Source organism: Pseudomonas prosekii, assembly GCF_900105155.1.
In the GTDB taxonomy this organism is placed as follows: Bacteria; Pseudomonadota; Gammaproteobacteria; order Pseudomonadales; family Pseudomonadaceae; genus Aquipseudomonas; species Aquipseudomonas prosekii.
In genome coordinates this window covers 3,415,479-3,441,864 of sequence record NZ_LT629762.1, presented here as the reverse complement: position 1 = coordinate 3,441,864, position 26,386 = coordinate 3,415,479, and the positions used below count along the sequence as shown (strand labels likewise).

Below are 26,386 nucleotides of genomic sequence, written 5' to 3'. Positions count from 1 at the left end.
AAACATTAATCGAGCAAGTCCAGTTGCAGATGCTCCGCCACCGCTTCCGCCGATAACGCCTTGAGTTTCGGCACTCGCCCCAGGCACGGCGCGGGGATGCGCTCGGCCAGTGTCGCGAGGTTCTCCTCCAGCCGCGAAGTCTTCGGCTCGATGATATTGGCCACCCATCCGGCCAACTGCAGCCCGTCATTGGCAATCGCTTCAGCCGTCAATAGCGCATGGTTGATGCAGCCCAGCCGCACGCCGACCACCAGAATCACCGGCAGATTCAGCGCCATCGCCAGGTCCGACAGATTGTCCTGATCGGCCAGCGGCACGCGCCAGCCGCCGGCGCCTTCGATCAAAGTGAAATCGGCCTGCAGATCGAGAATTTCACGCATCGGCGTCAGCAACGATTGCACAGTCAACGCTACGCCCGCCTCGCGCGCCGCCAGATGCGGGGCGATTGCCGGCTCGAACGCCACCGGATTGACCTGTGCATACGTCAGCGGCAGCGAACACTGCGCCAGCAACGCCAACGCGTCGGCGTTACGCAAACCTTTCGGCGTCACCTCGCAGCCAGACGCCACCGGTTTCCCCGCCGCAGTGCTTAAACCAGCCGACCGCGCGGCGTGCAGCAAACCGGCGGCGACCGTGGTCTTGCCGACGTCAGTGTCAGTGCCGGTGATGAAATAAGCTGCGCTCATAGGGGTTTCTCCAGCACGGCGTAAACCACTTGATAAGTCGCCGGCAATCCCTGCGCCTGACGAAACGGCTCATACGCCTCGATCAGACCGAGGATCCGCGCCCGGCCAGTCAAACCACCGGGCCGCCCGGGATTCAAATTGTGCGCGCCGAGGGCCTTGAGCTCATGGGTCAGGCTGCGCACGTCCAGGTAATGCAACACATGCGCAGTGTTTTGCAGGCTCACAACCCTCAAGCCACTGGCCGCACACAGTTGTTGATACGTCGCGAACTCGCGGAAACGGTTCACATGCACCAGCCCATCCACCTGCCGCCAGCTATCGCGCAATTCGTAGAGCGTGCCGACACACAGACTAGCAAACGCAAAAATCCCGCCCGGTTTCAGCGCCCGGTTCGCTTCGCTGAGCACCGAGGCGAAATCCGCACACCACTGCACCGCGAGGCTGGAGAAGATCAGGTCGCAGGTCGAATCCTGCAGCGGCAGACGCTCGGCATCACCCGCGATGAAATGCGTGGCGCCGCCCAATGGCCGGGCGTGCTCAAGCATGCCCTCGGCAATGTCCAGCGCCACGCCGTGCGCCGCCGCAAAACGCTGCGCCAGCGCCCGGCTGAAATAACCGGTGCCGCAGCCCAGATCCAGCCAACGCTGCGGCGAAAAATCCTCCGGCAAACGGCTCAACAATTGGTTGCCAACATCGCGTTGCAGCTGCGCGACGCTGTCGTAACTGCCCGCCGCGCGGGAAAAGGACGCCGCGACCTGGCGCTTGTCCGGCAAAGCGCCGGGCAGCCGTGGATTGGATAAATCAGTCATCACCGCACTCATGCAAAAAAGCCTGGATCGCCCCGGCCACGCCGTGAGGGTCTTCCAGGAGAAACGCGTGGCTGGCCTGTTCGATCAGGCCGATTTCGACATCCGGCAGCAACGCCAGCAGTTCGCTTGCTGCTTCTGCGGGAACCAGAGCGTCGAGGCCGGCGAACAAATGCAACTGCGGGCCACGAAACGCCTGCAACGCCTGGCGGGTATCCAGTTGCGCGAGAATCTCCAGACCGCTCATCAACACCTGCGCCGAGGCGTGCGGCGCGCCGCCGAGCACCAACCGCGACAACCCGCGCGGGTCATCGGCGCCTTGCGCGCAAAGCAGCGAAAAGCGTTTCAGGGTCATGCGCGGATCAGCGCTGCAACCGGCGAGGAAAGCATCGAAGGATTCACCGGGCATCGCGCTCGGCCATTGCTCATGGGCGACGAATGCAGGATTGCTCGCCAACGTCAGCAAACCGCAGCAACGATCGCCGCGCCGCGCCGCCAACTCGGAGGCGAGCATGCCGCCCAGCGACCAGCCGCCGAGCCAGGCATCCTGCGGCACGCTCGAATCGAGCTCGTCGAGCCATTCTTCGAGATCGCCCGATTGCAGCTCCGGCAACGGCTCGATTTCCACGTGCAAATGTTCATCGAGCCCTTGCAGCGCTGCGGCCAATGGCTCCAGCGGCGAAATCCCGAGGCCCCAGCCGGGCAGCAAAATCAGACGATCACGCATGGCTTGGCTCCGGTCCCAGTTGTGCAAAACAGTCGGCCAGTCCATCTAACAATAGCTGCACCTGCGCCTCGCTGTGCGCGGCGCTCAGGGTCACGCGCAAACGTGCGCTGCCGGCGGGCACGGTGGGCGGGCGGATCGCGGTGACCATCAAGCCGCGTTCGCGCAACATCTGCGACAGGCGCACGGCGCGGCCGGCATCGCCGATCATGATCGGCTGGATCGGGGTGAAGCTGTCCATGAGTTCCAGGCCGATCTGATCGGCGCCTCGACGAAATTGATGGATCAGCACATTAAGGTGCTCGCGCCGCCAATGCTCGCTGCGCAGTAATTCGAGACTTTTCAGCGTCGCGCAGGCCAGCGCCGGCGGTTGACTGGTGGTGTAGATGTACGGACGGGCGAACTGGATCAGGCTTTCGATCAGATCGTCGCTGCCGGCGACAAACGCGCCAGCCGTCCCGAACGCCTTGCCGAGGGTGCCGACCAACACCGGCACATCCTCCTGGCTCAAGCCGAAATGCTCGACGATGCCGCCACCATTGGCGCCCAGCGGACCGAAGCCGTGAGCGTCATCGACCATTAGCCACGCGCCTTTGGCTTTGGCTTCGCGGGCCAGCGCTGGCAAGTCGGCGATGTCGCCGTCCATGCTGAACACGCCGTCGGTGACCACCAGCGTATTGCCGGTGGCTTTCTCCAGACGCTTGGCCAGACTTTCGGCGTCGTTGTGCAGGTATCGATTGAACCGCGCCCCCGACAACAGGCCGGCATCCAGCAGCGAAGCGTGGTTGAGCCGGTCTTCGAGCACCGTGTCGCCCTGCCCGACCAGCGCGGTGACCGCGCCGAGGTTGGCCATGTAGCCGGTGGTAAACAGCAGCGCACGCGGGCGCCCGGTGAGGTCGGCCAGCGCTTCTTCCAGTTGATGATGCGGCGTGCTGTGGCCGATCACCAAGTGTGAAGCGCCGCCACCGACGCCCCAACGCGATGCACCGGCGCGCCAGGCTTCGATGACTTGCGGGTGATTGGCCAAGCCCAGGTAATCGTTGTTGCAGAACGCCAGCAATGGCTGGCCATCGACCACCACTTCCGGGCCTTGCGGACTTTCGAGCAGTGGGCGCTGGCGGTAGAGATTGTCGGCACGACGGGCAGCAAGGCGTGCGGCGAGATCGAAAGACATGCAGGCCTCGAAGGTCAGATCACAGAGTGCGAAAACTACACAGTCTCCTGTGGGAGCGAGCTTGCTCGCGATGGCGGCGGCTCAGTCAACATCAATGTTGAATGTCACTCCGTCATCGCGAGCAAGCTCGCTCCCACAGGGATTTGTATTCCATCAGAGGAATGTGTCGGGTCAAACAGCGGCGTTATAGAACTGCTCGCTGCTTTTCTGCTCGACCAACGCTTGCTCGATAGCGGCCTGATGCACTTCATCGGCGTGTTCTTCGCGGGCTTCCGGCAAAATCCCCAGGCGCGAGAACAGTTGCATGTCCTTGTCAGCCTGCGGGTTGGCGGTGGTCAGCAGTTTGTCGCCGTAGAAAATCGAGTTGGCCCCGGCGAAAAACGCCAGCGCCTGCATCTGCTCGTTCATCGCTTCGCGGCCGGCGGACAGGCGCACGTGAGATTGCGGCATGAGGATGCGCGCGACCGCGAGCATGCGGATGAAGTCGAACGGGTCGATGTCATCGGCGTTTTCCAGCGGCGTCCCAGCGACTTTCACCAGCATGTTGATCGGCACCGATTCCGGGTGCTCCGGTAGGTTGGCCAACTGGATCAGCAGATTGGCGCGGTCGTCGAGCGATTCGCCCATGCCGAGGATGCCGCCCGAGCAGATCTTCATCCCTGATTCACGCACGTAGGCCAGCGTTTGCAGGCGTTCGCTGTAAGTGCGCGTGGTGATGATGCTGCCGTAGAACTCCGGCGAGGTGTCGAGGTTATGGTTGTAGTAATCGAGGCCGGCCTGGGCCAGCGCTTCGGTCTGGTCCTGGTCGAGGCGGCCGAGGGTCATGCAGGTTTCCAGGCCCATGGCTTTCACGCCTTTGACCATTTCCAGCACGTAAGGCATGTCTTTGGCCGACGGGTGTTTCCACGCCGCGCCCATGCAGAAACGCGTCGAGCCAATGGCCTTGGCGCGCGCAGCCTCTTCGAGGACCTTCTGCACTTCCATCAGTTTTTCTTTTTCCAGCCCAGTGTTGTAGTGGCCGGACTGCGGACAATATTTGCAATCTTCCGGGCAGGCGCCGGTTTTGATCGACAGCAGCGTCGAGACTTGCACGCGATTGGCGTCGAAATGCGCGCGGTGCACCGTCTGCGCCTGAAACAGCAGGTCATTGAATGGCTGAACGAAGAGTGCTCTGACTTCGGCCAAAGACCAGTCATGACGCAGGTTTGCAAAGGTGCTGGCGCTCATGGGTGTTTCCTTGTTTATGCTTGGCTGGCGCCGGGGAATGGAATACCCACAGGCGCGACACGGATGTTCGGCATATTTAAGGAAGAGCGATGCGCTGTCAACCACGATACAAAGGACTGGTTTACATCTGGTTAAAAAACAAACAGCAGTGTTTGTTATGTTCGGAAGTCGCCGAGGAGGCTTCAGCAATCTGTTCAGCCTGCGAAACCGAGCTGCCCTGGCTCGGCGAGCAATGCCGCACCTGCGCCCTGCCGCTGCCCACGTCCGGGCTGACGTGCGGGCAATGTCTGCGGCAACCGCCCGCGTTTGAACAGGTCGCAGCGCCGTGGAGTTACAGCTTTCCGGTGGACACGCTGATCACTCGCTTCAAACACGGCGCGAAGTGGCCGTTTGGCCGCCTGCTCGGCGAACTTCTCGGGCAATACCTGCAACATCGCTTCGATGAAGACCTGCCACGACCGGATGCCCTGGTGCCGGTGCCGCTGGCGAATCAACGCTTGCGCAGGCGCGGGTTTAATCAGGCTGCCCTGCTTGCGCGCTGGTTGAGTGAACAGCTGCAGATCGCCTGCGATGAATCGTTGTTGCTGCGGGTTCAGGACACCAGCGCGCAGCAGGATCTGAATGCCGAGGCGCGCAAACGCAACTTGCGCCACGCCTTTGCGCTGGCGCCGAATGCATCAGTCGCCGGCCGGCATCTGGCACTGATCGATGACGTGCTGACCACCGGTGCCACCGTGCAAACCTTGGCCAAGCTGCTAATCAACGCCGGCGCCGCACGGGTCGACGTCTACTGCCTGGCCCGCACGCCCAAACCTGGCGATGTCATCTAAACCACACAAAACCCCTTGTAGGAGTGAGCCTGCTCGCGATGGCGGTCTTCCAGTCAAAAAACCGGTGACTGACAGATCGCCATCGCGAGCAGGCTCACTCCTACAGGGATTACTCGGTGACTTGACTCCCGCGCTCCAAGCCGCCAACTTGCCTGCCATCACGACCGCCCAAAAGCACCTCGCCATGTCCTTGCCCACGTTGTTGTCCCAGCACATCGTTCGTCGCCCGCAGCGCATCGCGTTGCTGCAGCACATCGCCGAACAAGGCTCGATCACCCGCGCTGCGAAGAGCGCGGGGCTGAGTTACAAAGCCGCGTGGGACGCCATCGACGAGCTCAACAACCTCGCGCAAAAGCCCTTGGTCGGGCGCAGCGTCGGCGGCAAGGGCGGCGGCGGTGCGCGGTTGACCAGCGAGGGCGAAAGGGTCTTGCGCCTGTATCAAAAGCTGCAAGCGTTACAGGCCCAGGTGCTGGAAGCGGCAGAAGATGCCAGCGACCTGGACTTGCTCGGGCGGTTGATGCTGCGCACCAGCGCGCGCAATCAATTGCACGGCACAGTCATGGCGATTGAAGCCCAGGGGCGCAACGACCGCATTCAGTTGCGCCTGGCGGAAGACTTGAGCATCGACGCGCAAATCACCCACGACAGCACCCTGCGCCTGGAGCTGCAAATCGGCACCGAAGTCGTCGCGCTGATCAAGGCTGGCTGGCTGGAATTGTCGGCGCCCGAGCACAGCGCAACACCCGGCGACAATTGCCTGCGAGGCCTCATCGAAGAAATCCTCGACGCCGAAGACGGCCCCAGCGAAGTGCGCATCAGTTTGCCCAACGGCCAGACGCTCTGCGCCCTCGCTGAGCCTCTGCACTTGAAAACCCAAGGCCTGACCGCCGAAAAACCGGTGCTCGTGCAGTTTTCCCCGTCCAACGTTTTGCTCGGCACCCCGCTCTAGCCAGCGCCTGCGCAACCTTTGTTACACCGATCGTGGCAAGACAACTGCAACAAAAGCTTCATCGACCATGATTAAGGTGACTGCAAAAACCTGCAGGGAGCCTGACGTGAGCCTATTAAAAGAACACCAATCCACCGACCTGGAAAAAATGGTCGGCCTTAGCCGTCGTGGCTTCATCAGTGCCGGCGCCCTGTGCGGCGCGGCGATGTTTCTCGGGGGCAACCTGCTGAGCCGCAGCGTGCTGGCCGACAGTGTCAGCACCGGCACCAGCAAATTGCTGGGGTTCGACAGCATCGCCGCCGCCACCAGCGACGCGATCACGCTGCCCAAGGGTTACACCTCTTCGGTATTGATCAGTTGGGGCCAGCCACTGCAGAAAAACGGTCCGGCGTTCGACCCCAGCGGCAACGGCAGCGCACAGGCGCAGGAAGTGCAATTCGGCGACAACAACGACGGCATGAGCCTGTTCGAGTTTCCCGGCGAGAAAGACCGGGCGCTGATGGCGATCAACAACGAATACACCAACTATCGCTACCTCTACCCGCACGGCGGCATGCCGCAATCGGCCGAAGAAGTGCGCAAGGCACTGGCCTGCGAAGGCGTTTCGGTGATCGAAGTGCGGCGCAAGAACGGCCATTGGCAGTTCGTCCAGGGCTCGCGCTACAACCGGCGCATTCATGGCAACTCGCCGTTGCGCGTTGGCGGTCCGGCCGCCGGCCACGCTTTGCTGAAGACCAGCGCCGACCCGCAAGGCACGCGCGTTCTGGGCACCTTCCAAAACTGCGCCAACGGCAAAACGCCGTGGGGCACGTACCTGACCTGCGAAGAAAACTTCACCGATTGTTTCGGCAGCAGTGACGCCGCGCAGACCTTCGACGCCGCGCAAAAACGCTACGGCGCGGTCGCCGCGAGCAAAGAGATCAACTGGCATCAACACGATCCGCGTTTCGACCTGGCGAAGAATCCCAACGAGCTCAACCGTCACGGCTGGGTGGTGGAAATCGACCCGTTCGACCCGCAATCGACCCCGGTCAAACGCACGGCGCTGGGGCGCTTCAAGCATGAAAACGCGGCACTGGCAGAAACCCGCGACGGCCACGCCGTGGTGTACATGGGCGACGACGAGCGCGGCGAATTCATCTACAAATTCGTCAGCCGCGACAAGATCAATCACAAGAACGCCAAAGCCAACCGTGACCTGCTCGATCACGGCACTTTGTACGTCGCGCGCTTCGACGCCGGCGATGGCAATGCTGATCATCCGAAGGGCCAGGGCCAGTGGATCGAGCTGACTCACGGCAAGAATGGCATCGACGCCAGCAGCGGTTTTGCCGATCAGGCCGAAGTGCTGATCCACGCGCGCCTCGCCGCCAGTGTGGTGAATGCGACGCGCATGGATCGCCCGGAATGGATCGTCGTCAGCCCCAAGGATGGCCAGGTTTATTGCACGCTGACCAACAACGCCAAGCGCGGCGAAGACGGTCAACCGGTCGGCGGCCCGAACCCACGGGAGAAAAACGTTTACGGGCAGATCCTGCGCTGGCGCACCGACCGCGATGATCACGGTTCGAAAAGCTTTGCCTGGGACTTGTTTGTGGTCGCCGGCAACCCCGGCGTGCATGCCGGCACGCCGAAGGGCGGCTCGTCGAACATCACCGCGCAGAACATGTTCAACAGCCCGGATGGTCTGGGTTTCGACAAGGCTGGGCGTCTGTGGATTCTCACCGATGGCGATTCGAGCAATGCCGGGGACTTTGCCGGCATGGGCAATAACCAGATGCTCTGCGCCGATCCTGCGACCGGGGAGATTCGGCGGTTTATGGTCGGGCCGATTGGTTGCGAAGTGACCGGGATCAGTTTTTCTCCGGACCAGAAAACCCTGTTTGTCGGGATCCAGCATCCGGGGGAAAACGGTGGTTCGACCTTCCCCGAGCATTTGCCGAACGGCAAGCCAAGGTCATCGGTGATGGCGATTACCCGCGAGGATGGCGGGATCGTCGGCGCCTGATCGGCCCTCATCGCGAGCAGGCTCACTCCCACAGTTGATCGTCTGGGTGACACAGATAATGTGTACACCCAAGATCCCTGTAGGAGTGAGCCTGCTCGCGATGGCGCCAGCTGAAACGACACACAGCACAAGCCCAACCACTAAAGAAGCCTCGTCTGCGCTACCATGCTTGGCCGGACGCGGCAGCCTGCTGCGCGCAGGAGTCAGCATGGCCCACCCGTTTGCAACCCTCACCCCCGATCTCGTGCTGGATGCCGTCGAAAGCATCGGCTTCCTCAGCGACGCGCGCATTCTGGCGCTGAACAGCTACGAAAACCGCGTCTATCAAGTCGGCATCGAAGACTCCGAGCCGCTGATCGCCAAGTTCTACCGCCCACAGCGCTGGACCAACGAAGCGATCCTCGAAGAACACCAATTCACCTTCGAACTCGCCGAGTGCGACGTGCCGGTGGTCGCGCCGATGATTCACAACGGCGTCAGCCTGCACGAACACGCCGGGTTTCGTTTCACCCTGTTTCCGCGCCGTGGTGGCCGCGCGCCAGAGCCGGGCAATCTCGATCAGCTGTATCGCCTCGGCCAATTGCTCGGGCGCCTGCACGCGGTCGGCGCGACCAAGCCGTTCGAGCACCGCGAAGCACTGGGCGTGAAAAACTTCGGCCAGGATTCGCTGAACACCTTGCTCGAAGGCAATTTCATCCCCAAAAGCCTGCTGCCGGCCTACGAGTCCGTAGCGCGCGACCTGCTCAAGCGCGTCGAAGAAGTCTACAAAGCCACGCCGCACCAGAACATCCGCATGCACGGCGATTGCCACCCCGGCAACATGATGTGTCGCGACGAGATGTTCCACATCGTCGACCTCGACGACTGCCGCATGGGCCCGGCGGTGCAGGACATCTGGATGATGCTCGCAGGGGATCGCCAGGAATGCCTCGGCCAATTGTCGGAATTGATGGACGGCTACAACGAGTTTCACGACTTCGACCCGCGCGAACTGGCGCTGATCGAACCACTGCGCGCGTTGCGCCTGATGCACTACAGTGCCTGGCTCGCCCGACGCTGGGACGACCCGGCGTTCCCGCACAGCTTCCCGTGGTTTGGCAGCGAGCGATATTGGGGCGATCAAGTGTTGGCATTGCGTGAGCAGCTGTCTGCGCTCAATGAAGAACCCCTGAAACTCTTTTAAACACCGCAACCCCTGTAGGAGCGAGGCTTGCCCGCGAAGCTTTTGGCGGCCTCAAGGTCCCCTTCGCGGGCAAGCCTCGCTCCTACAAAAACCGAAACACATCTATACAATCCCCTCTTTGTTAGCTGCCTAAGCAAGGATTCTGCATGCAAGCCGCCAACCCGCGTCGCGGGTACATCCTGGGCCTTACTGCCTACATCATCTGGGGACTTTTCCCCATCTACTTCAAAGCCATCGCCTCGGTGCCGGCTGTAGAAATCATCATTCATCGCGTGCTCTGGTCGGCGTTGTTCGGCAGTTTGCTGTTGCTGGTGTGGAAGCACCCAGGCTGGTGGCGCGAGTTGCGCGACAACCCCAAACGCCTGGCGATTCTGGCGCTCAGCGGCACGCTGATTGCGGCCAACTGGCTGACGTATGTGTGGTCGGTGAACAACGGGCGGATGCTTGAAGCCAGCCTCGGTTACTACATCAACCCGCTGATCAACGTGTTGCTGGGGATGTTGATCCTCGGCGAACGGCTGCGGCGCATGCAGTGGCTGGCGGTGGGTCTGGCGGCGGTGGGCGTGGCGCAGCAGGTGTGGCAGGTCGGCAGTTTGCCGTGGGTGTCGCTGGTGTTGGCGCTGACCTTCGGTTTCTACGGGCTGATCCGCAAACAAGCGCCGGTCAAAGCGTTGCCGGGGCTGGTGGTGGAAACCTGGATGCTGGTGCCAATTGCCATTGCGTGGTTGCTGTTCAACCCGGCGGCGGCCAGCGCACAACCGGCGTTCTGGACCACTTCCGAGGCGTGGTGGCTGGTGGCGGCCGGGCCGGTAACGTTGATCCCGCTGGTCTGTTTCAACGCTGCCGCGCGGCATTTGCCCTACACCACGCTGGGATTTCTCCAATACCTGGCGCCGACCCTGGTGCTGCTGCAAGCTGTCCTGCTGTTTGACGAACACATGTCATCCAGCACGCTGGTGGCGTTCATCTTTATCTGGGCGGGATTGGCGATTTACAGCGTCGATGCGGTGATCAGTTTGCGTCGGCGCAGCTGATCAGAAAACGTACAAACCTCTACAGGCCACGTCCCTCGTGGCCTGCATCAATCCTTCCCAAGGTTATCCACAGCGTGATCCCCGCCGTTTGTGCGCAACTTGTTGAAACTGCTGGTTTTTTGATCAGATCCTGAAGAAGCCCGGCCGCCGTGGTCTGGCGGCGCATCTCTACAGGTTATCCACAGGCAGGTGCACGTTTAACTTGGATAACCCTGCTGGCGCTGTCGGCTCATGGCTCGCTGCGCAGGACCAATTCGACCATCAAGTCATCGGCGAGGGTTTCCAGCCGCGATTGCAGCACGTCCAGCGACAAGGTCAGCGGCACCGCGAGAATTGCTTCGGCGTGGAATAACGGCTCGCTGCTCATCGGCGCCGGGCGCACTTCGGTGACCAGACGTTCGAGATTCACCCCTTGCTCGCTCAGCAGCCGAGTGATGTCGCGGACGATGCCCGGACGGTCGTTGCCGACCAGTTCCATGGCAATCGGCTTCCAGGTGCAGGATTGCTCGATGCCGCTTTCGGCGATCAATACGCGAATGCCGTGAGTGGACAGCGCTTGCAGGGCATCGACCAGTTCGTCATAGGCCTCTGCCGGTACGCCGACGCGAAGAATCCCGGCGAACTGCCCGGCCATCCGCGACATGCGGCTTTCCAGCCAGTTGCCGCCGTGCTCGGCGATGCATTGGGCAATGCGCTCGACCTGCCCTGCTTTGTCCGGTGCGAATACAGTGAGTACGAGGTGGTCCATGGCGCAGCCCTCTGTTGTTATAGAAAAAGAAGTATAGGCACGGGTTGTTTGTGGCGAGGGGGCTTGCCCCCGTTCGGCTGCGAAGCAGTCGCAGAATCGGCCAATCTGATTGATCTGAAAATCATCGGGGCCGCTCCGCGCCCCAACGGGGGCAAGCCCCCTCGCCACAAAAGATCAGCATTCAGCCCAAAAATGCAGGGCCACATTGCAGTGCATCGAAGATTATGTGTACAAGTTTTTATATTTAACTGGAACAATCCAATAGTTTTTTGAGAACATCCCGTTCCCCGACATGACTGCAATGCGTCATGGGGTCGCAGAACGACGTAATTAGTCTGATTTTCACAAGCGCAATTCATCATGTAGTATGCCGCTGCGCGCACTACATAACGTTGGATCGATGTCTGCCAAGGCCCACTCGCAACCCGCAAAGCCCCGTCAGCAAGGCCTCCAAGCCGTTGATTGGACCCAACCCAGCCGCCCGCAATGGCATGTACTGGTAGACCGGTTTGTGGTTTAAATGGCCAGAGGCTTCATTGTCATAATTGAAGAGCTGAAAAGCGAAATAGCTGAGCAGAGTGAGGCAAGCAATGACTGAACACGTTCAAGTCGGTGGCCTGCAGGTCGCCAAAGTCCTGTTCGACTTCGTGAACAACGAAGCCATTCCCGGTACCGGCCTCACCGCCGATAAGTTCTGGGCCGGTGCCGACAAGGTCATCCATGACCTGGCGCCGAAGAACAAAGCCCTACTCGCCAAACGCGATGATATCCAGGCTCGTATCGATAGCTGGCACCAATCCCGTGCCGGTCAAGCACACGATGCCGTGGCCTATAAAGCCTTCTTGCAAGACATCGGTTATCTGCTGCCAGAAGCGGCTGATTTCCAGGCAACGACGCAAAACGTCGATGACGAAATCGCCCGCATGGCCGGCCCGCAACTGGTGGTGCCGGTGATGAATGCGCGCTTCGCGCTCAATGCCTCGAACGCTCGCTGGGGCTCGTTGTACGACGCGCTCTACGGCACCGACGCCATCAGCGAAGCTGACGGCGCGGAAAAAGGCAAAGGCTACAACAAGGTTCGCGGCGACAAGGTCATTGCCTTCGCCCGCGCCTTCCTCGACGAAGCGGCGCCATTGGCCGCCGGCTCCCACGTCGATTCCAGCGCTTACAAAATCGTCGACGGCAAACTGGTGGTCGCCCTCAAGGGTGGCAGCAACAGTGGCCTGCGCAACGATGCGCAGTTGATCGGTTTCCACGGTGACGCCGCCGCGCCAACCGCGATCCTGCTGAAGAACAACGGCCTGCATTTCGAAATCCAGGTCGATGCCAGCACTCCGGTCGGCCAGACCGACGCGGCCGGCGTCAAAGACATCCTGATGGAAGCCGCGCTGACCACCATCATGGACTGCGAAGACTCGGTCGCCGCTGTCGACGCCGATGACAAAGTGGTGATCTACCGCAACTGGCTCGGCCTGATGAAGGGCGACCTGTCGGAAGAAGTCTCCAAGGGCGGTCAGACGTTTACCCGCACCATGAACGCCGACCGCACCTACACCGGCGTCGATGGCAAGGAACTGAGCCTGCACGGTCGTTCGCTGCTGTTCGTGCGCAACGTTGGCCACTTGATGACCATCGACGCGATCCTCGACAGCCAGGGCAACGAAGTGCCGGAAGGCATTCTTGATGGTCTGGTGACCTGCCTCGCGGCGATCCACAGCCTCAATGGCCACAACTCGCGCAAGAACAGCCGCACCGGTTCGGTCTACATCGTTAAACCGAAGATGCACGGCCCGGAAGAAGCGGCGTTCACCAACGAGCTGTTCGGGCGCATCGAAGATGTGCTCGAGCTGCCGCGCAACACGCTGAAAGTCGGGATCATGGACGAGGAACGCCGCACCACGGTCAACCTCAAGGCGTGTATTCAGGCGGCCAGCGAGCGCGTGGTGTTCATCAACACCGGTTTCCTCGACCGCACCGGCGACGAAATTCACACCTCCATGGAAGCCGGCCCGATGGTGCGCAAGGCTGACATGAAAGCTGAGAAGTGGATCGGCGCTTATGAAAACTGGAACGTCGATATCGGCTTGAGCACTGGCCTGCAAGGTCGCGCGCAAATCGGTAAAGGCATGTGGGCAATGCCCGACCTGATGGCGTCGATGCTCGAACAGAAAATCGCCCACCCGATGGCCGGCGCCAACACGGCTTGGGTGCCATCGCCAACCGCCGCGGCGCTGCACGCGCTGCATTATCACAAGGTTGACGTGTTTGCCCGTCAGGCCGAATTGGCCAAACGGGCGCGCGCTTCGGTGGACGACATTCTGACCATCCCGCTGGCGGTCAATCCGAACTGGACGCCAGAGCAGATCAAGAACGAACTGGACAACAACGCCCAGGGCATTCTCGGTTACGTGGTGCGCTGGATCGACCAAGGCGTGGGTTGCTCGAAAGTGCCGGACATCAACGACGTCGGCCTGATGGAAGACCGTGCGACGCTGCGGATTTCCAGCCAGCACATCGCCAACTGGCTGCGCCACGGCATCGTCACCGAAGAACAAGTGATGGAAAGCCTCAAGCGCATGGCGCCGGTGGTTGACCGTCAGAACGTCAATGACCCGCTGTATCGCCCGTTGGCTCCGGATTTCGACCGCAACATTGCCTTCCAGGCAGCGGTCGAACTGGTGGTCGAAGGCACCAAGCAACCGAACGGTTATACCGAGCCGGTGCTGCACCGTCGTCGTCGCGAGTTCAAGGCTGCCAATGGTCTGTAACTGAGCGCTGATGCCGGACAAAAAAGGCCCTGATCGCGAGATCAGGGCCTTTTTTTATCTGCAAACTCGGTCCCCTGTGGGAGCGAGCTTGCTCGCGATGGCGGTGTGTCAGTCACCTCGATGTTGGCAGTGATGGCCTCATCGCGAGCAAGCTCGCTCCCACAGGGAATATGCCGGGCTCACGGCTTGCGCTAAGGCTCCATCCCCAATTCATGCTTGACCAATTCGAGCAATTTGCCGGTATCGATCGGCTTGAGCAGAAAATCCACCACGCTCAAATGCATCGCGGCGATGGCGTCTTTGACGTCGGCATCACCGGACACGATGATAATCGGCATCGCTGCGCGGACTGACTCGCGGACTTGGCGGATCAGCTCCAGGCCATCGACATGGCCCATGCGCAGATCGGTAATCACCAGTCCAATCGAAGGTTTCTCGTCGAGCATTTTGAGCGCTGTCTCACCACTGGCGGCGGTCATGCAACGAATGCCGTCCAGCGCAAGAATCTCCGACAACAACTCCCGGGCGTCCTTATCGTCATCAACGATCAAGACCCGCTGCGGCGGAAGATCGGGTTCCAGCATGATCGCACTGAGCGCCTCGCGCTCGGCGTCACTCAAAATATCGTGGTCGGACATGGCTTTCTCTACGTGTTCAATTCAATCCCCTAGCACAGTGGTCAGACATCGCTAAGCAGGCCTTCAATGTGCACTTCGTCGGATAATTTTCCTAGAGGGCAATTGAGAGATAAATCCCGCACTGGCGATTAAGAGATAAATCCCACGCCGGCGCCGGACTTCTCCGAATTCAAGCAAATGCACGCTTACCTAGACTTACGTCCAATGGGCACCCTGCGCACAGGGGCCGACCATGGCTGAACGATCCGACAACAATAATTCGAAAAAGACTGCGGTAATAGTTATGAGTAAAGCGGACGCGTTCACCCAGGCAGGGAAAACCGCGGTATTGCAGAACATTCAGGGCACTTTGCAATTCCTCCAGCGTTTCCCGCCCTTCAATCACATGGAACATGCCCACCTGGCTTATCTGGTGGAGCAATGCCAGCTGCGTTTTTATGGTCCCGGCGAAAGCATCATCAAGCCTGCCGATGGCCCGGTTGCGCACTTCTACATCGTCAAACAGGGCCGAGTGGTTGGCGAACGCCCGCACACGGCCAAGGGCGGCACCGAAACCACGTTTGAAATCACCACCGGAGAATGCTTTCCGCTCGCCGCGCTGCTGGGCGAACGGGCGACCCGCACCGAGCACCTGGCGGCCGAAGACACCTTTTGCCTGCAACTGAACAAACTGGCGTTCATCAAACTGTTCGCGCTCTCCAGCACCTTCCGCGATTTCGCCCTGCGCGGGGTCAGCAGTTTGCTGGATCAGGTCAATCAGCAAGTTCAGCAAAAAGCCGTGGAAACCCTCGGCACGCAATATTCGCTGAACACCCGGCTGGGCGAATTGGCCATGCGCCACCCGGTGACGTGCTGCCCGCAGACGCCGCTGCGCGAAGCAGTGACGCTGATGCACGAGCAGCAGGTCGGCAGCATTGTGATCGTCGATGAGCAGAAAGCGCCGCTGGGGATTTTCACCCTGCGCGATTTGCGCCAAGTCGTTGCTGGCGGCACCAATGATTTCAATCAGGCCATCGACCAGCACATGACCCGCGCGCCGTTTTTCCTGACGCCGGATCACAGCGCGTTCGACGCAGCCATCGCCATGACCGAACGGCACATCGCCCACGTCTGCCTGGTCAAGGATCAGCGCTTGTGCGGCGTGGTCTCGGAGCGCGATCTGTTTTCCCTGCAACGGGTCGATCTGGTGCACCTGGCGCGGACTATCCGCAGCGCGCAGAGAGTGGAAAACCTGGTGGCGATGCGCGGCGAGATCGGCCAATTGGTCGAGCGCATGCTCGCTCACGGCGCATCCTCGACGCAGATCACTCACATCATCACCCTGCTCAACGACCACACCGTGTGCCGGGTGATCGAGCTGACGCTGGCCGAGAAAGGCGACCCCGGCATCCCGTTCAGTTGGCTGTGTTTCGGCAGCGAAGGCCGGCGCGAGCAGACGCTGCACACCGATCAGGACAACGGCATTCTGTTCGAAGCACGCGACGCCGCGCATGCCGCCGAGATTCGCGGCAAGCTGCTGCCGATCGCGCAGCACATCAACCAGAGCCTGGCGCTGTGCGGGTTTACCCTGTGCAAGGGCAACATCATGGCCGGCAACCCCGAGCTGTGTTTGTCGCGGGCCGAATGGGCGCGGCGCTTTGCGGCGTTTATTCGCGAGGCGACGCCGGAGAACCTGTTGGCTTCGAGCATTTATTTCGACTTGCGCGTGGTCTGGGGCGACGAGCAAAGCTGCGAGCAACTGCGCCGGGGGATTCTCGAGCAAGTCGCCGACAACCGTTTGTTCCAGCGCATGATGGCCGAAAACGCGCTGCGCAATCGGCCGCCCGTGGGACGTTTCCGCGAGTTCGTGCTGGCGCGCAAGAATGGCGAGAAAGCCACGCTGGACCTCAAAGTCCAAGGCCTGACGCCGTTCGTTGATGGCGCGCGCTTGCTCGCGTTGGCCAATGGCATCGAGGCCAACAATACCCAGGAACGCTTCCGCCAATTGGTCGAAAAAGAGCTGATTGATCGACTCGACGGCGCCGCGTACGAAGAGGCGTATCACTTCATCCAGCAAACGCGCATGCAGCAACATCAGCTGCAGACCCGCGAAAACCTGCCCTATTCCAATCGCGTCGATCCCGACAGCCTCAATCATCTGGACCGGCGCATCTTGCGTGAATCCCTGCGCCAGGCCCAACGCCTGCAAAGCAGCCTGACGTTGCGGTATCAGCTATGAGCCTGTTTTCGTGGTTGCGCCCGGCGTCGCCGCTGTTGCCCGAGGCGCTGCAACAACGTCTGACGCGCTTGCCGCTGGGCGCGGAACTGGCGCAATGCAGCTTGCGCGAGCAGCGCTGGGTGGTGCTGGACCTGGAAACCACCGGGCTGAACCTGAACAAGGATCGGGTGTTGTCGATCGGCGCAGTGGTGATCGAGGATGGCGCGATTGATTTCAGCCAGCAATTTGAACGCACGCTGCAATGCGCCGACCTGAAACGCGCGCCGAGCATGTTGATTCATGGCTTGGCGCCCAGCGCGATTGCCGCGGGCAGCGACCCGGCGCAGGCGTTGCTGGAGTTCATGGAGTTTGTTGGCGACAGTCCGCTGCTGGCGTTTCATGCGCCGTTCGATCAACACATGCTTGGGCGCTCGCTGAAAGATCATCTGGGCTACAAGTTGCAGCATGTGTTTCTGGATGTGGCAGATATCGCGCCGCTGCTGTGCCCGCAGGCGAATATCCGTGAGGCGGGGCTGGATGAGTGGATTGAGTGGTTCAAGCTCGAAGTGTTCGAGCGCCATAACGCCAGTGCCGATGCGCTGGCCACGGCGGAACTGGCGTTGATCCTGTTCAGCCGCGCGCGCCAGCAGCAGATCGATAGCCCGTTGGAACTGCAGCAGCGGATCAACCAGTGGAAACGCCGGCAACGAGCGCCCTCGTTTTAGAACCGTCCCCAATGTCGCGTCAGCAGAGCTTTAGTGGCCAGGGCGCTTGCCTTGTGGCGAGGGGGCTTGCCCCCGTTGGGGCGCGAAGCGGCCCCCAGCATTTTCCAGTCAGACCGCGTTGTGCGAGTTGACGACTGCTGCGCAGCCGAACGGGGGCAAGCCCCCTCGCCACAAGGCGATCCCCTCAACACAGGCAAGCGTCCTTCACCAGAGGATGTTGTTTCACTTCACCCCCCGAAACCTCCCGACCAACGCCAATTGCTTACCTCTGCCGCTCCTGACACAATCGCGAACAATTCTCGTTAGTTAACACTTCCTAATCGGTGAAGCTTCTTGTCGTCAATTCCAGGCCCTCACAGCGACCTCGTCGGTGCGTTATACCGCGACCATCGGGGTTGGCTGTTGGCGTGGTTGCGACGCAATGTGGCCTGCCCGCAACGGGCCGAAGACCTCAGCCAGGACACCTTCGTGCGCCTGCTCGGCCGCGATCAATTGAAAGAGCCGCGCGAGCCTCGCGCGTTTCTGGTGGCAATCGCCAAAGGCCTGCTGTTCGACTACTTCCGCCGCGCTGCGCTGGAACAGGCCTACCTCAACGAACTGATGCTGATCCCCGAGGGCGAGCAACCGTCGGTGGAAGAGCAGCAAATGATCCTCGAAGACCTCAAAGCCATCGACCGCTTGCTCGGCAAACTCTCGAGCAAGGCCCGCGCGGCGTTCCTTTATAACCGTCTCGACGGCCTCAGCCATGGCGAAATCGCCAGCAAACTCGGGGTTTCGGTGCCGCGTGTGCGCCAATACCTGGCCCAGGGAATTCGCCAGTGCTACATCGCGCTGTACGGAGAACCGCTATGAGCCCGGCCAGTTCCAAACCGGTTTCGGCGCATGTGCTGGACGCGGCGATTGCCTGGCAATTGTCGCTGGATTGCGCCAGCCCGATCGAGCGCGAAGAGTTCGCCAAATGGCACGCCGCCCACGAAGAACACGCCCGCGCCTGGCGCCAGTTGGGCATGCTCGACCAACGCTTCAGTGTCGCCAACGGCCCGGCCCGCGCGGCGTTGCTGCAATCGCGTGAAAGCATTCGGCGGCGCGTGCGCAAGCTCGGCAGCGGTCTGGCCAGCGTGGTTGCGGTGTTTGGTTTGGCGCTGTTTGCCGGCGAGCGTTATCTGCCGCTCGACTATTGGCTGGCCGATCAGCGCACCGCCACCGGCGAGCAACGCACCTTGCACCTCGCCGACGGCACGCAGATCAACCTCAACACCCACAGCGCGGTGGACGTGCGTTTCGATGACAAGCAGCGGCTGATCATTCTTCAGGAAGGCGAAATCCTCGTCGAAACCGCTCATGGCGATGCCCGGCCATTTATCGTCGAAACCCGCGAAGGCAGCATGCGGGCGCTCGGTACGCGGTTTTTGGTCAAACGTGAAGAACAAGGCACGCGGTTGAGTGTGCTGAAGTCGGCGGTGGCGGCGCATCCCGAGTCGAGCCCGGAAGAACAGATTTTGCACGAAGGCCAGCAAGTGCTGATGCGCAGCAACGGTCTGGGGCCGATTGTGGCGCTCAACAGCGGCGCCGATGCGTGGACGCGCGGGATGCTGGTGGTGGACAACGCGCGGCTGGAAGACTTGGTGAATGAGCTGGCGCGCTATCGGCGCGGGCATTTGGGCGTGGCGCCGGAGATTGCCGATTTGCGCATCACTGGCAGCTTTCCGTTGCACGACACCGACAAAGCATTGAGCGCCCTGCTGCCTACCTTGCCGGTGCAGATCGAACAGCGCACGCCGTGGTGGGTGACCGTGGCGAAGGCTGACGTCAAACCCTGAGATTTGCGGTGTCTGGTCGGACGCCTTCGCGGGCAAGCCTCGCTCCTACATTAGAAATACGCTCCCCCTGTAGGAGCGAGGCTTGCCCGCGAAGAGGCCAGCAGCCACACCGCAAATCACGAATCAAAATTATTTTCATCCAGCCCTATCACTTTTGCATTCTCGTTCGGCACCTAGGCAATTGAGAAATATTTCCATTCAGGAGCCTGTGTATGACCCGTTCGCTCGATACCGTGCTGCGCCCCAGTTTGCTCGCGATTGCCATTGCCCTGTGTGCGCCGCTGGCCAGCAGTCCGCTGTTGGCTGCCGAACAGGCGTCGAGCGTTCGCGCCTACAACTTGCCGGCCGCGCCACTGGCCAGCACGTTGAACCAGATCGCCAGCCAGGCTGGCCTCGCGCTGTCGCTGAATCCTTCGCTGGCGGCGGGCAAAACCTCGGCGCCGGTCAACGGTCAGTTCGACGCGACCGGCGCATTGCGTGAGGCGCTGCGCGGCACCGGGCTGCAACTGGAACAGAGCGGCACCGGCACCTACAGCCTGGTCGCGGTGCCGGATGGCGTAATGGCGCTGCCGGAAACGGCGGTCATTGGCGTCGAAAACTACGAAACCGCCTGGAGCCCGGTCGAAGGTTACGTCGCCACGCGCACCGCCGCCGGCACTAAAACCGACACCGCGCTGGTCGAAGCGCCGCGCTCGATTTCGGTTGCCACGCGCCAGCAAATGGAAGATCGCGGCGTGCAAAACCTCGACGACGCCGTGCGCTACATGCCGGGCATCACCGCCAGCAGCTACGGCAGCGATACCCGCGCCGACTGGCTGCGCGTACGCGGTTTCGAACCGACGCAATTCCTCGACGGCCTGCCATTGCCGCGCGGCACGTACGCCAACCCGAAACAGGAAACCTGGAACCTCGACCGTCTCGCCCTGCTGCGCGGCCCGGCTTCGTCCGTCTACGGCCAGACTCCGCCGGGCGGTTTGCTGGACATGGTCAGCCGCCGCCCGAGCGCCGAGCAGAGCAGCGAAATCGAGTTGCAGTACGGCAGCGACAACCACCGCCAGATCAATTTCGCCAGCACCGGCAAAATCGATGAAGAGGGTCAGTTCCTCTATAGCCTCAGCGGCGTGGTGCGCGACAGCGGCACGCAAATCGACCACGTCGACAACAAGCGCTACAACATCGCGCCGAGCCTGACCTGGAACATCGACGAAGACACCAAATTCACCTTGCTCACGCAGTTCACCCGCGACGATACCGGCATCACCAGCCAGTTCCTGCCGGTGCAAGGCACCAAGATCGACATGCCGTTCGGCAACGTCTCGCATCACAAAAACCTCGGTGATCCGGACTGGGAATACTACGACCGCACCTACTACGCGCTGGGCTACGCGTTCGAACATCGTCTGAATGACGTGTGGCAGTTCAAGCAAAACCTGCGTTACACCAAGTCGGATTTGTCGTTTCAGGGCATTACCGTCGGTTCGTATCCGTCCACTCAAGTGGACAACGCCGGCAACGTCGGGCGCAGCACGACCATCGTCGACGAAGACATCAGCCAGTTCGCCGTGGATAACAACTTCCAGGCCGATTTCAATACTGGCGAGGTGCGCCACACCTTGCTGCTGGGCCTTGATCACCAGCGCAGCAACACCAACTACACCTCGATCTTCGGCACCGCGCCGACGATCAATGTAAACAATCCGGTGCACGGTTTGCCGATCACGCGCCCGGACCGCTCCACCGCTTTCTACGACCTCGATCAGAAAACCTACCAGACCGGCCTCTACGTTCAGGACCAGATGGCCCTCGACCAATGGCGCCTGACCCTCGGCGGGCGTGAAGACTGGGTGCACACCGGCACCAAGTTCTTCAACAAGGGCGACGCGACCAACACCGAGCGTGACAAGAAATTCAGCGGCAACGCGGCGATCAGTTATGTCTTCGACTCCGGTTTCGTGCCGTACCTGTCGTACGCCGAATCCTTCCAGCCAACCACTGGCGCCACGGCTTCGAGCACCGAAAGCTTCAAGCCGACCGAAGGCAAGCAGTGGGAATTGGGCATCAAATACCAGCCACCGGGCAGCAAGACTTTGCTCTCCGCTGCGGTGTATGACCTGACGCAGAAAAACGTTTCGGTCTCCACCACCGTCGGCGCCACGCCCATCACCAGCCAAACCGGCGAAGTGAAGGTCAAGGGCCTGGAGCTGGAAGCGGTGTCCGACGTCACCGACAACCTGAAAATCATCGCCGCTTACACCCTGGCCAAATCCGAAGTGCAGAAGGGCGACAACAAAGGCAACCGCCTGCAACTGATGCCCAACCAACAAGCCTCGTTGTGGGCCGATTACACCTGGCACAACGGCGTGCTCGACGGGTTCGGCATCGGCGCCGGCGCCCGCTACACCGGCAACACTTATGGCGACCAAGGCAACACCTGGCTGGGCAAGGCCAACGCCTACACGGTGTTCGACGCGGCGCTGCATTACGACCTCGGCCGACTCGACAACAGCCTCAAAGGCGCATCGTTGGCACTTAACGCCACCAACTTGCTGGACAAGGATTACATCTCGACCTGCGACAGCTTTTACTGCTACTACGGCGACCAGCGCAGCGTCGTCGCCAGCGCGTCCTACAAATGGTAAAAGCTTGAGCTGATACGCCCAATTACTGAGCCGTCCTCCGTGGACGGCTTTGGTATTTCTGAACGCTATGAAATGAAATGAAAAGTAAAACAATTCGTCGCTGGTCCTTTGTCCACACCTGGACCAGCCTGATTTGCACAGTGTTTCTGCTGATGCTGGCGCTGACCGGCCTGCCGTTGATTTTCCATCACGAGATCGACCATTTGCTGGGCGACGCGCCGGAATTGAAGCAGATGCCGGCCGACACGCCGCAGCTGAATTTGCAGCAGTTGATCGAAGCGGCGGAAAAACATCGTCCCGGCGAAGTTGTGCAATACGCCGGCTACGACGAGGAAGACCCCAACGGCATGTTCGCGATCATGGCGCCCACCGCCGACACCGAACCGAACTCGTCGCACACCTTCATGCTCGACGCCCGCACCGGCGAAGCGCTGGAAATGCCCTCGGCCAACGGCGGGCTGATGATGGTCATGCTGCGCCTGCACGTGGACATGTTTGCCGGGCTGCCGGGCAAATTGCTGCTGGCGTTCATGGGGTTGTTGTTCATCGCGGCGCTGGTTTCCGGCACCGTGCTGTACTTGCCGTTCATGCGCCGCTTGAAGTTCGGCACGGTACGCCAGGACAAATCCACGCGGCTGCGCTGGCTCGATTTGCACAATTTGCTCGGCGTAGTGGCGTTGACGTGGATGCTGGTGGTCGGCGTGACCGGGGTGATCAGTGCCTGCGCCGATCTGCTGATTGCCGCGTGGCGTTATGAAAGCCTCAACGCGATGATCGCGCCGTACCGCGACAAGCCACCGCTGACGCAACTGGCCCCGGCCACGCGGTTGCTCGACATCGCCAAAGACGTGGCGCCGGGCATGCAGCCGGACTTTATCGCGTTCCCCGGCACGCGCTTCTCCAGCGAACACCATTACGCGGTGTTCATGAAGGGCAGCACGCACCTGACTTCGCACTTGCTGACGCCGGTGTTGATCGACGCCAGCACGCTGCAAGTCACGGCGGTCGCGCAACGCCCGTGGTACATGGACGCGATGGGCATGTCGCAGCCGCTGCACTTTGGTGATTACGGCGGCATGCCGATGAAGATCCTTTGGGCGGTGCTCGATGTGCTGACGATTATCGTCCTCGGCAGCGGTGTTTATCTGTGGGTGGTGCGGCGCAAAGCGGCAAAACGCCTCGCGCAAAACGTCGAGCAAATCGCGGAGCAAACGGCATGAGGCCGCGCCAGTCGAACTTCTGGAAAGTCTTCGCCACGCCGACAGTGATCGCGCTGCTGAGCGCCGCCGGGTTGTTCGCCGCACTGTTGGGCGATGGCTTGTGGGATGCGCTGAGCTGGCTGGGGCTCGGCGTTCCCGCAGTGCTCGGCATGCGCGGCCTGCTGCGACGCCGCTGATATCCCCGCCCCCAATCCCTGTAGGAGCGAGCCTGCTCGCGATAGCTATTCATCATCCAACATCGATGTTGACTGACACACCGCCATCGCGAGCAAGCTCGGCTCCCACAGGAATCTTCAGTGGATGCCGGATTTTGTGGACAACACAGATCCCCTGTAGGAGTGAGCCTGCTCGCGATAGCAATTGATCATTCAACATCGATGTCGGCTGACACACCGCCATCGCGAGCAAGCTCGGCTCCCACAGGAATCTCCAGCGGATGCCGGGTTTTGTGGACAACACCGATCCCCTGTAGGAGCGAGCCTGCTCGCGATAGCAATTGATCATTCAACATCGATGTAGGCTGACACACCGCCATCGCGAGCAAGCTCGGCTCCCACAGGAATCTTCAGTGGATGCCGGGTTTTGTGCGCAACACCGATCTTCCCGGTCTGGATTCGCGATCAGCTATCCTGCCCCACTCTGCCACTGACCGAGACGCTGCCATGTCCGCCCCGAGCATGACCCTGTTTCACAATCCCGCTTCGCCGTTCGTTCGCAAAGTCATGGTGCTGCTGCACGAGACTGGGCAAACCGCGCGCGTGGCGTTGCAAGCCAGCCAACTGACGCCGGTCAGCCCTGACCTGGCGCTGTGCGAAGACAACCCGCTGGGCAAAATCCCGGCCCTGCGCCTGGCCGATGGCAATGTCATCCATGACAGCCGGGTGATCCTCGATTACCTCGATCAGCAGCACGTCGGCAATCCGCTGATCCCTCGCGAAGGCCCGGCGCGCTGGCGGCGCTTGACCCTGGCCTCGCTGGCCGACGGGATCATGGACGCTGCGGTGATGATCCGTTACGAACAAGCGTTGCGCGCCCCGGAGAAGCAGTGGGACGAGTGGCTTGAGGGCCAACGCGAGAAGATTCGTCGTGCGCTGGCGCTGTTGGAAGCCGATGCGATTGCCGAATTGACCAGCCATTTCGATGTCGCGGCGATCAGCGTGGCGTGTGCCTTGGGTTACCTGGATTTGCGCCATCCCGATCTGCAATGGCGCGTGGCTAATCCGAAGCTGGCCGAGTGGTTTTTTGCGGTAAGTCAGCGGGCGTCGATGCTGGCGACGATGCCAAAGATTTAACGACGCCCGGGGTTTAACAAAAAAAGGGTTTAACGAAGCCTAAGCCTTAATGCTTCGCCGACTGTTCGGCCCCCATCGCGAGCAAGCTCGCTCCCACAGGGTTTTTCGGTTGTTCATGCCATTGCGGTGACACCAGAAATCCAATGTGGGAGCGAGCTTGCTCGCGATGGCACCAACGCGGTTCAACAGGCAATAACTCGACAATCCGCGTCACCAGGTTTTCCCTCCAGCATTGATCCTCCCGCAACCCCAACCGCCGGCTCATTGCACCGCTCCAATATCAAACGCCAATGGCTTGGCCGACTTTTGCCCGATCCCGTACCAGTCGAGTTTGCGCGTCAGCACCATGAACACCCCGAGCAGGCCGAACAACAGCAGCGAGCCCATGAGCAGCGCGTAATCCTCGGCGCTGAGCAAGCCGTAAAGCAAGCCGTACAACGCCGCCAATCCCGCCGAAAAACTCAAGCCGTGGCGCACGCTGCGCAGCACGTGGCAGACGTAGAAGCCGATCAACAACACACAACTGCTCGCCGACACCAGGTACGCCAAGGCAAAACCGATGTGTTCGGACAGCGACAGCAGCAACAGGTAAAAGAACGCCAGCGCCACACCGACCAACGCGTATTGCACCGGGTGCACCGCCAGGCTTTTCAGCACTTCGAAGAGGAAGAACCCGGCGAACGTGAGGACGATGAACAACAGCGCATATTTGATCGCCCGATCGCTTTTCAGGTACTGGTCCACCGGATCGATAAAACTCACGCCGAAACTGCGCGCATTGAACGCTTCACACTTGTCGGCGACTACGCAGCTGTCCAGCGCCTCTTCGAGGTTGGTAGAGAAAAACGAGGTCTGCCAATGGGCGCTGAAACCCTGATCGCTGACTTCCCGCTGAGCCGGCAAGTAGTTGCCGATAAAGCTTGGATGCGGCCAATTCGCGGACAACGAGACCTTGCTGGTGCGGCCGACCGGGATCACTTGCAACTGCCCGGTGCCTTGCAAACGCAGGTCAAACCCGAAAGCCAGTTCCGTGGCTTTGCCGGGGTCCAGCGCTGGCAGCATGACGTGCACGCCCTCGCCCAAAAAGCTCACTTGGCTGCCCGGCACGAAGTCCAGGCGTTGGCCGTCGAGTTCCAGTTTCAGCGCGTTTTCGATACCGCGAATATCGCTGATGCCGACCGCGAGGAAGGGCTGATCGAACTGGTAATCGGCGAAATCTTCGGTGATGCCGAGTTGCTCGGGAATCGCGAAGTTGCCGCTGATGCGGTTGTCGGCGTGGAACAGCCGCGCTTCATAAATGCCCCGCGCACGCAGCTCGGTCTGCACGTTGCCGTCCAGTTCGAAGCGCTCAGGGAGGAAGAACATCCGCCCGCGCTCTTCGCCGACTTCCTGATAACGCTCGTTGGTTTTTTCGTTGAGTTTCCAGGTGCGCACCACTTTGCGATACGGCACCACCATCACCGGCCCGCTCAATTGCTGGCTGTAACTGGAGCTGCGGGCAATGTCTTCAAGCACGCCGTCGCGCAATTGCTGACGGTCCTGGATTACGCCGTTGATCATCATCAACGGGATCAGCAATAACAGAATCAGCAGGGCAATCGCCCCGAGTTTTATGGCCAGGCTACGGTTCATGAGGTCTCTCCCTGTTCGAATGAGGGAGAGTCTGGCGGCGGCGTGTGAGGGTTTTGTGGGGAAAATGTGGAGAGTGTGTGGAGACT

22 protein-coding genes are annotated in these 26,386 nt (G+C 61.0%); 14 read left to right on the top strand and 8 right to left on the bottom strand.

Translation table 11 applies throughout. The features are described 5' to 3' along the window. Nucleotides 1-5: 5 nt before the first annotated feature. From bioD to bioB, 5 genes are all read right to left on the bottom strand, one after another. Nucleotides 6-686 (bottom strand): dethiobiotin synthase, encoded by a 681-nt coding sequence (gene bioD / locus BLU01_RS15565; protein WP_092277182.1) that lies wholly within the window; start codon nucleotides 684-686, stop codon nucleotides 6-8. Further along, nucleotides 683-1,495: a malonyl-ACP O-methyltransferase BioC gene (gene bioC / locus BLU01_RS15560; RefSeq protein ID WP_092277179.1), complete on the bottom strand. Its 813-nt coding sequence runs from the start codon at nucleotides 1,493-1,495 to the stop codon at nucleotides 683-685. The genes bioD and bioC overlap by 4 nt, the downstream gene beginning before the upstream one ends. Then, nucleotides 1,488-2,219: an alpha/beta fold hydrolase gene (locus BLU01_RS15555; protein ID WP_092277176.1), complete on the bottom strand. Its 732-nt coding sequence runs from the start codon at nucleotides 2,217-2,219 to the stop codon at nucleotides 1,488-1,490. Before BLU01_RS15555 ends, bioC begins: the two co-directional genes overlap by 8 nt. Further along, nucleotides 2,212-3,390: an 8-amino-7-oxononanoate synthase gene (gene bioF, locus BLU01_RS15550; RefSeq protein WP_092277173.1), complete on the bottom strand. Its 1,179-nt coding sequence runs from the start codon at nucleotides 3,388-3,390 to the stop codon at nucleotides 2,212-2,214. The genes BLU01_RS15555 and bioF overlap by 8 nt, the downstream gene beginning before the upstream one ends. 171 nt (nucleotides 3,391-3,561) lie before the next feature. Further along, nucleotides 3,562-4,617, bottom strand: coding sequence for a biotin synthase BioB (gene bioB / locus BLU01_RS15545; RefSeq protein WP_092277170.1), 1,056 nt, complete (start codon nucleotides 4,615-4,617; stop codon nucleotides 3,562-3,564). An 89-nt stretch (nucleotides 4,618-4,706) separates the two neighbouring features. On the opposite strand from bioB, the gene BLU01_RS15540 reads away from it, so the two are divergent. The 5 genes from BLU01_RS15540 to rarD all read left to right on the top strand — a co-directional run bounded on the left by BLU01_RS15540 (nucleotide 4,707) and on the right by rarD (nucleotide 10,621). Beyond that, complete coding sequence (locus BLU01_RS15540; protein WP_092277167.1) at nucleotides 4,707-5,447, top strand: ComF family protein; 741 nt, start codon at nucleotides 4,707-4,709, stop codon at nucleotides 5,445-5,447. 184 nt (nucleotides 5,448-5,631) lie between these two features. Further along, nucleotides 5,632-6,396, top strand: a complete 765-nt coding sequence (locus BLU01_RS15535; protein ID WP_092281628.1) for a TOBE domain-containing protein — start codon at nucleotides 5,632-5,634, stop codon at nucleotides 6,394-6,396. Between the two features lie 106 nt (nucleotides 6,397-6,502). After that, the gene (locus BLU01_RS15530; protein WP_092277164.1) at nucleotides 6,503-8,404 is read left to right on the top strand and encodes a PhoX family protein; all 1,902 of its coding nucleotides are present in this window, start codon (nucleotides 6,503-6,505) and stop codon (nucleotides 8,402-8,404) included. 208 nt (nucleotides 8,405-8,612) lie between these two features. After that, the gene (locus tag BLU01_RS15525; RefSeq protein WP_092277162.1) at nucleotides 8,613-9,587 is read left to right on the top strand and encodes a serine/threonine protein kinase; all 975 of its coding nucleotides are present in this window, start codon (nucleotides 8,613-8,615) and stop codon (nucleotides 9,585-9,587) included. Between the two features lie 146 nt (nucleotides 9,588-9,733). Next, complete coding sequence (gene rarD / locus BLU01_RS15520) at nucleotides 9,734-10,621, top strand: EamA family transporter RarD (RefSeq protein WP_092277159.1); 888 nt, start codon at nucleotides 9,734-9,736, stop codon at nucleotides 10,619-10,621. Nucleotides 10,622-10,850: 229 nt separating this feature from the next. On the opposite strand, the gene BLU01_RS15515 is transcribed toward rarD, so the two are convergent. After that, nucleotides 10,851-11,369 carry a glycine cleavage system protein R gene (locus BLU01_RS15515; RefSeq protein ID WP_028619921.1) on the bottom strand — a complete coding sequence of 173 codons (519 nt, stop codon included), beginning with the start codon at nucleotides 11,367-11,369 and terminating at the stop codon, nucleotides 10,851-10,853. A 590-nt stretch (nucleotides 11,370-11,959) separates the two neighbouring features. Here BLU01_RS15515 and BLU01_RS15505 point away from each other — a divergent pair. After that, nucleotides 11,960-14,137, top strand: a complete 2,178-nt coding sequence (locus BLU01_RS15505; protein ID WP_092277153.1) for a malate synthase G — start codon at nucleotides 11,960-11,962, stop codon at nucleotides 14,135-14,137. Nucleotides 14,138-14,328: 191 nt separating this feature from the next. Here BLU01_RS15505 and BLU01_RS15500 read toward each other — a convergent pair whose 3' ends face one another. Then, nucleotides 14,329-14,775 (bottom strand): response regulator, encoded by a 447-nt coding sequence (locus BLU01_RS15500; protein ID WP_092277150.1) that lies wholly within the window; start codon nucleotides 14,773-14,775, stop codon nucleotides 14,329-14,331. Nucleotides 14,776-15,058: 283 nt separating this feature from the next. Between BLU01_RS15500 and BLU01_RS15495 the strand changes: the two genes are divergently transcribed. The 8 genes from BLU01_RS15495 to BLU01_RS15460 all read left to right on the top strand — a co-directional run bounded on the left by BLU01_RS15495 (nucleotide 15,059) and on the right by BLU01_RS15460 (nucleotide 24,668). Beyond that, the gene (locus tag BLU01_RS15495; protein WP_331716103.1) at nucleotides 15,059-16,993 is read left to right on the top strand and encodes a DUF294 nucleotidyltransferase-like domain-containing protein; all 1,935 of its coding nucleotides are present in this window, start codon (nucleotides 15,059-15,061) and stop codon (nucleotides 16,991-16,993) included. Beyond that, on the top strand, nucleotides 16,990-17,697 hold the full coding sequence (locus tag BLU01_RS15490) for a 3'-5' exonuclease (protein WP_092277147.1): 708 nt from the start codon (nucleotides 16,990-16,992) through the stop codon (nucleotides 17,695-17,697). Before BLU01_RS15495 ends, BLU01_RS15490 begins: the two co-directional genes overlap by 4 nt. Before the next feature lie 333 nt (nucleotides 17,698-18,030). After that, the gene (locus tag BLU01_RS15485) at nucleotides 18,031-18,549 is read left to right on the top strand and encodes an RNA polymerase sigma factor (protein WP_092277144.1); all 519 of its coding nucleotides are present in this window, start codon (nucleotides 18,031-18,033) and stop codon (nucleotides 18,547-18,549) included. Continuing rightward, nucleotides 18,546-19,517, top strand: coding sequence for a FecR domain-containing protein (locus BLU01_RS15480; RefSeq protein WP_092277141.1), 972 nt, complete (start codon nucleotides 18,546-18,548; stop codon nucleotides 19,515-19,517). Before BLU01_RS15485 ends, BLU01_RS15480 begins: the two co-directional genes overlap by 4 nt. 212 nt (nucleotides 19,518-19,729) lie before the next feature. After that, nucleotides 19,730-22,156 carry a TonB-dependent siderophore receptor gene (locus tag BLU01_RS15475; protein ID WP_092277138.1) on the top strand — a complete coding sequence of 809 codons (2,427 nt, stop codon included), beginning with the start codon at nucleotides 19,730-19,732 and terminating at the stop codon, nucleotides 22,154-22,156. A gap of 77 nt (nucleotides 22,157-22,233) precedes the next feature. Then, nucleotides 22,234-23,376 carry a PepSY-associated TM helix domain-containing protein gene (locus BLU01_RS15470; RefSeq protein ID WP_092277135.1) on the top strand — a complete coding sequence of 381 codons (1,143 nt, stop codon included), beginning with the start codon at nucleotides 22,234-22,236 and terminating at the stop codon, nucleotides 23,374-23,376. Beyond that, nucleotides 23,373-23,552 (top strand): hypothetical protein, encoded by a 180-nt coding sequence (locus BLU01_RS15465; protein WP_092277132.1) that lies wholly within the window; start codon nucleotides 23,373-23,375, stop codon nucleotides 23,550-23,552. The genes BLU01_RS15470 and BLU01_RS15465 overlap by 4 nt, the downstream gene beginning before the upstream one ends. 486 nt (nucleotides 23,553-24,038) lie before the next feature. Continuing rightward, nucleotides 24,039-24,668, top strand: coding sequence for a glutathione S-transferase (locus BLU01_RS15460; protein WP_092277129.1), 630 nt, complete (start codon nucleotides 24,039-24,041; stop codon nucleotides 24,666-24,668). Nucleotides 24,669-24,929: 261 nt separating this feature from the next. Here the strand turns inward: BLU01_RS15460 and creD are convergent, their stop codons facing one another. Next, a complete protein-coding gene (gene creD / locus BLU01_RS15450; protein WP_092277123.1) occupies nucleotides 24,930-26,300 on the bottom strand; it encodes a cell envelope integrity protein CreD in 1,371 nt (456 codons plus the stop codon). Nucleotides 26,301-26,386: the final 86 nt, after the last annotated feature.